We start from the raw sequence: 5969 nt of genomic DNA, 5'->3' as shown, positions 1-5969 counted from the left end.
GACGCAGGTGGGACCGTGGTCCCAGGCAGATAAGCTGACCGACGATGCAGGTGGGACCGTGGTCCCAGGGAGATAACCTGACCGGCGATGCAGGTGGGACCGTGGTCCAAGGCAGATAAGCTGACAGATGACGCAGGTGGGACCGTGGTCCCAGAGAGAATATTCAGGCCAGTTATGTTTTCTGGCCTGTGAGAAAGGAAATGAAGTAAAGGGAGATCACCGTAGAATAATGCGTGTCCGCATCAGACTCCTGGTTTCTCAAGCTCCTTAAGAATGGCTTCTATTTTCTCTATACACTCCGCAGGAATGCGGGACTTATCCAGGTTAAGCACCATTTTATCGCCCTTATACAATGCTGTTGCCCCTGGAGCAAACTGATGACGTGAGCTCAGATTAACTCTTGATGCGGGAGATTGTTTCAGTACGGATGTTAAAAGACTAATGACCTCTTCAGCTTCAAAGATTAGTCCCGCTTTCTTCTGATCGTGGAGAGTCTCAGCCTGCTGCTTCAGTAATTCTTCTTTATCTGCAAAAGCCTTCTGAAGGGCTTCACCTGACCGGGCAGACAGTTCTCCAGGATGTGCAAACAGGGCAACAACGGATTTAGGCAGTTTGGCCGTATTAATACAGCGGGTAATGATCTTACGAGAAATGTTTTCCGCATCGGCAAGCGCAGAAATATTTCCTGCAAACTCATTCTGCAGCCGGCTTGTATAACGCAGGCCACGTTCATAAGCACTCGTCGGCCGATAATCGTTACCCAGTCGGGACAATGCAGCCATCTGCTCATCGTCCAGTTCACCAACCAGAACGCGATAATCACTTTCCGTCAGGATTGCGGCTTTACGGCGACGGCTGCCGTCTGCAATTTCTATGACATCAGAAACCCGGCGGCCGAAAGCTGGAGTCTGCTGACCGGTCAGTAAAAATGAAGGAATGAGATCATCCAGAGCATCTTCGGTAAGTAGTTCCTGATCGCGCTCATTGCCTGACCATACGCGTGAAGCGCTCTCAACAGAGTCTCCCCGGAGCACCTCAAGGGTAAATTTTACTTCCCGTCCACTTACCGGAAGAGAGATTGCATTACCGCGGGCCATAGCACCCACGCGCGCAATTAATGAATCCACCATCGGCGCGGCCGGCGCCGGTGATGAAGTATCTTCAGTCGATTGAGTATGTGTGGTATGTCTTGGAATGACAGGAGCACGCTTCATTATCTAATCTCCCAGCGTGGTTTAATCAGACGATCAAAAATCTCATTGCAAACAGGCTCCCAGATAGAGAGGGCATTACGCCAGGCACCGGTTGAAGAACGTTGATCAATAGCCTGTTCAAAAACGGTTCTCATACGGATCTGACCTTTGCCGACTTCATCCGTTTCGCGCACAACATTTTTAAGGACCATGCTTCCCCAGGCATCCCGAATTTGTTCTTCCATCCACGGGGACTGCGAGCCATTATTATTACTGTATTTGGTAAGCAGAATACGGACATCTGGCTCGAAGCCTTTAAGATCCACGTTCTTAAGCAGGTCACGAAGCATATCGAAAAACTGCAGTGCGGAGGTGTAGTCGAACAGCTCTGCCGGAGTAGGGACAATCAGAACATCAGCAGCGCATACAACATTTATCGTACCGATACCAAGGTTGGGTGCGCTGTCGATAACTATCACGTCATAATCATGAGCGACAGTTTCAATGGCCAGACGGAGCATCAGGTGCGGGTCAGCAGGTAATTTGCCTTCGTCAAATTTCCCCATCAGCTCGGTTTCAATGCGGTGCAGTGCCAGACAGGACGGGATGATATCAAGGCCAGGCCAGCAGGTGGGCTTTATAGCGTAGCTGGCGTCATCCTTTTCCCCAAGATAAAAGGGCAGGAGAGTGTCCTCAGCATGAATATGAAGATCGGGCACCCATCCGTGATACATAGAAGCAGTTCCCTGTGGGTCATTGCCTTCAACAAGCAGAACACGGAGTCCTTTCAGAGCAAGATCCTGAGCCAGGTGAACGGATACTGAGGTTTTGTAAACACCACCTTTGTGAGCTGCAACGCCAATCACCGGCGGAAACGCATCTTCAGCACGGCGCAGTCGTGTACCAAATACATCCCGCATGTGATTGATTTGTTCGATGGTATAACCAACGCGTTGCTCAACTCTCCCACGGGTTTCCATATCAGGGTGCGGCAGCCGGCCAGCTTTCTCGGCATCCCTGATAGCCTGAGATGACACGCCAACTAAATCTGCCGCTTCACCAATCCTCCAGCGCCGGGTTATTTTCCGGGCTTCCGGACTGTCATCATTAAACTGTGCAATGGCGATTGCTTTCGTCATTTCATGACCAGCACTTATGCACTGGTTGAGTGTATCCATGAGTCCCATACTGAACATCCTTTAATCATCACTTTGCATTATTTTATTAAATCTTGGAATTTATTGCAAAGCAACAATAAAATCGCAAAGTGCACGAAAAAGTGCAAAGTGAACCACATTGGGTAATGAAAGAACGCAGGGGATTACAAAAGAGTACATACCGCAGTCAATATTAATCACTGCCGCTCGCCGCAGTAAGCGATCTCACACAGTGAGAAAGCGGCGAGGAAGCGGAAAATCACAGAATTCACAGATTGCACGTACGTCGGGTTGCTAAAGATGGCTCGGGATCAGCCAGTTATAATGAAATTGACTGCGGTATGTAATATATTGACTATGGTATGATGCTTACCGCATCTGTGTCGAGGAAGAGGAAAGACGACTCAGCATACCGCAGTCAATGTTTCATTGTTGTACCTGTAGATCTCAATCTTCCAGAGCGTATTCAGGAAAATAAGGCCAGGGTTCTGGATATCTGGTGTGGCGCTTCCGGGCTTGTATCTGGGTTATTCATGGTCTCGATCCAATAATTGATCCCAAGGAGATCATAATGAGATCCAAAAGAGATCCCCGGATCGCTCCAGCATGCGCTGTAACTGGCTTTAACGTCTGTCTGGATCGACTGTGGAATGTAAAATGTTGACTGTTATATGCATAATCTAATACTGTGATATGCAACGGTATTTACTGAGGTATGTATATCCGTTGACTGCGATACGTATTACTACATCCTTTTGTGGATAACCGTTGAGGATCAAGATGACGAGCGAAAATAACAGCTTACTTCTGAACCTTCAGGAGGTTGATAAGACAACCGGTGAAGTTGTTAAGCTGGATGTCAACAGCACCAGTACCGTGCAGCCAGTAGCGCTCATGAGACTCGGTCTCTTCGTCCCAACTCTGAAATCAACAGGGAAGAGCAAGGCGAACCGGAAAAACGTTACAGACGCGACTGAGGAGCTTGTACAGCTGTCCATTGCCAAAAGCGAAGGATACACTGACGTTAAGATCACCGGTTCGCGTCTTGATATGGACACGGATTTTAAAGTCTGGCTGGGGATAATTCGCTCCATGTCGGAGTATGGGGTAAAAAGTGACACCCTGGAACTGTCGTTCGTCGAATTCGTTAAGATGTGCGGATTTGACTCCCGTCGTTCAAACAAAAAAATGCGCGATCGCATCAGTAATTCCCTGTTTAAACTCGCCTCGGTTACGCTGAAGTTCCAGAGCGAGACCAAAGGATGGACCACACATCTGGTGCAGTCAGCCTATTATGACATCAACGAGGATATCGTTGAGATCAAGGCTGAACCTAAGCTGTTTGAGCTTTACCACATGGACAGAAGGGTACTGCTGCGGCTGAAAGCCATTGACGCCCTGCAGCGCAAGGAATCAGCCCAGGCGCTTTATACCTACATCGAAAGTCTTCCCCAGAATCCTGCACCTATTTCCATGAAACGGATGCGTGACCGGCTGAATCTCACCTCAAATGTCTATACGCAGAACCACACGGTACGTAAGGCGATGGAGCAGCTGCGGGATATTGGTTATCTGGATTACACTGAGTTTAAACGTGGCCGAGCCACCTATTTCAGCGTGCATTATCGCAACCCCAAACTCATCAGTGGTCCTGTGAAGGTTCCGCGCAAAGAGGAAGAAGAGAAGGCGCCAGAGCAAAATTATGACGAAGTCATTAAGGCGCTGAAGGCTGCTGGCATCGATCCCCTTAAACTGGCCGAAGCTCTCTCAGCGATGAAGCCAGAAAATTGACTGCGATATGCATAACATGACTGCCGGATGCCGCTAAGGACATTCCATTGACTGTGATATGCATCACGCATACCGCAGTCAATATGTGTTCTCCATCATGTCTGCCATGATCGAACAATATTGACTGTCATATGTGATTTCAGGCCGTGATACGCAGATATTGACTACGGTATGCGGGTTTAACGGCGATATTCCCAGGTCTGTGCACTGCTCCACACGTGTTAACATGCCACAGTCAATTTTTCAGTAAAGCTCTATACCCCTTACGAAAATCTCAATCGGATGCTGAGACGGTCATGTTACCTGACGGTATCCGTTCCCCTGTGTATTGCAGGTTTAGCCCGGCAGGATGAGACTGCAGCTGTCTGTATAACCCGGCGCCAGCTTCACACTGCTAAATGCGAACAGGAGACCGATGGCAGAAGGGAGTGAGCCACAGGGGTGAATGACTTTCGCAATTAACGGGATGATTCACTGAGCTTTCAGGAAACAATACACTGTGGGATGTACGGCCTGTGTCCTGTCTTGTCTGCGGTATGTCGATGCCTGCAGGCTTGCAGGTCACCGTGCAAGACCACGGCTGTTCAGTCATCCGAATGATGTCCTGGTGTGCTGGAGCAGGGAGGGGCACTGAATGCGCTCTGCTCCTGTATTTCGTATTAGCGGAATACAGGACGTCATGCCAGGGCCGTCAATCTCAGCCGGCCGGGGGCAGGGAGCGAAGGATCTCCGCGGCATCTCGCCCATCACCGGTAAAGGGAACGGCCAGGGTGGCAGCCATGTCCAGCGCAAATACCCGGGTATAGACTTCCATCGAGCGCGGATCCTTATGCCCGGCCAGTGCCTGGATGACCTTCCTGGGCTGCCGGTGATAAAGCATGTGCATAATATAGCTGTGACGGAAAGTATGCGGCGTCACGGGGATCGAAAAATGCACGCCGTCAGCTTCAGCCCGCTTCACCGCCTGTTTCAGCCAGTTGCGCATTGTCTCATCCGTGACCGGCCATAACGGCTCACGCCGGCGGGGGCGGGTGGTGACCATCCAGCTTTCCATCTGACGCACAAAACTGGCATCCGTCAGCGGTACCAGACGCACTTCATCTTTTGGCGGCCGGCCACGACGTGCCCGCACTTTTTCCGACAGCACCCGAACAAAAGGGCGCAGACCATCCAGGTCGAACGATTCCGGGGTGAGCGTCCGGGCTTCACCGATACGGATCCCGGTATTCCACATGGTGGCGAACAACATGTGGTGACGCTGGTCAGGCATATACCAGAGGAGGGCGCTCACTTCCGGCGCCAGGAGGTAAGCCGGCGTGGCACCTGTTGAGGTGGCCATCCGCCGGAGTGCCACCGCGGTCGCAAAATCAACGCCCGGGGCGATCGGCAGCAGGGAGACGCGTTCTGGTGAATTCTGCAAGGGAATGATGCTGTTCATGAGTTATTTTTCACGTAGCGCACGCACTGTTTATGGATACAGGTATTTTGCACCTGACGGGCCGATCCTGCCATGACAATAAATCGCAGCGCGCGGATCCTTTTGTTGTCTTATCCCGCATTATTGCGGGTAAAACCAAATACGTAAAGGATCCTTTTTCTGCTCAGATCCTCCATGAAGCCAGTAATGACGCGGGTTGATGGCTGTTTTACGGTTTTTGGGAGAATTGGAGTAATGCCAGGATGTACATGTTAGGCAGGAAAAAGAAGAGAAGAGAGCGCTACGCGATTTCCGGCCTGGTACACCCGGCTTTGTTGAATAAATCAGATTTCGGGTAAGTCTCCCCCGTAGCGGGTTGTGTTTTCAGGCAATACGCACGCTTTCAGGCAT

4 protein-coding genes are annotated in these 5969 nt (G+C 50.5%); 1 reads left to right on the top strand and 3 read right to left on the bottom strand.

What is annotated here, in order from left to right:
• Positions 1-242: 242 nt before the first annotated feature.
• Positions 243-1214, bottom strand: coding sequence for a ParB/RepB/Spo0J family plasmid partition protein (locus AX755_RS19215; RefSeq protein ID WP_004206785.1), 972 nt, complete (start codon positions 1212-1214; stop codon positions 243-245).
• Positions 1214-2380, bottom strand: coding sequence for a plasmid-partitioning protein SopA (gene sopA, locus AX755_RS19210; RefSeq protein ID WP_000523812.1), 1167 nt, complete (start codon positions 2378-2380; stop codon positions 1214-1216). Before sopA ends, AX755_RS19215 begins: the two co-directional genes overlap by 1 nt.
• Before the next feature lie 750 nt (positions 2381-3130).
• Between sopA and AX755_RS19205 the strand changes: the two genes are divergently transcribed.
• A complete protein-coding gene (locus AX755_RS19205; RefSeq protein ID WP_000200070.1) occupies positions 3131-4141 on the top strand; it encodes a RepB family plasmid replication initiator protein in 1011 nt (336 codons plus the stop codon).
• Positions 4142-4838: 697 nt separating this feature from the next.
• On the opposite strand, the gene AX755_RS19200 is transcribed toward AX755_RS19205, so the two are convergent.
• Positions 4839-5579 (bottom strand): tyrosine-type recombinase/integrase, encoded by a 741-nt coding sequence (locus AX755_RS19200; RefSeq protein ID WP_001515717.1) that lies wholly within the window; start codon positions 5577-5579, stop codon positions 4839-4841.
• Between the last annotated feature and the right edge of the window lie 390 nt (positions 5580-5969).

Source organism: Enterobacter sp. SENG-6 (assembly GCF_001605945.1).
GTDB classification, from domain to species: Bacteria; Pseudomonadota; Gammaproteobacteria; order Enterobacterales; family Enterobacteriaceae; genus Enterobacter; species Enterobacter cloacae.
The sequence above is the reverse complement of the archived record's forward strand: the minus strand, read 5'-3'. Positions and strand labels throughout refer to the sequence as shown.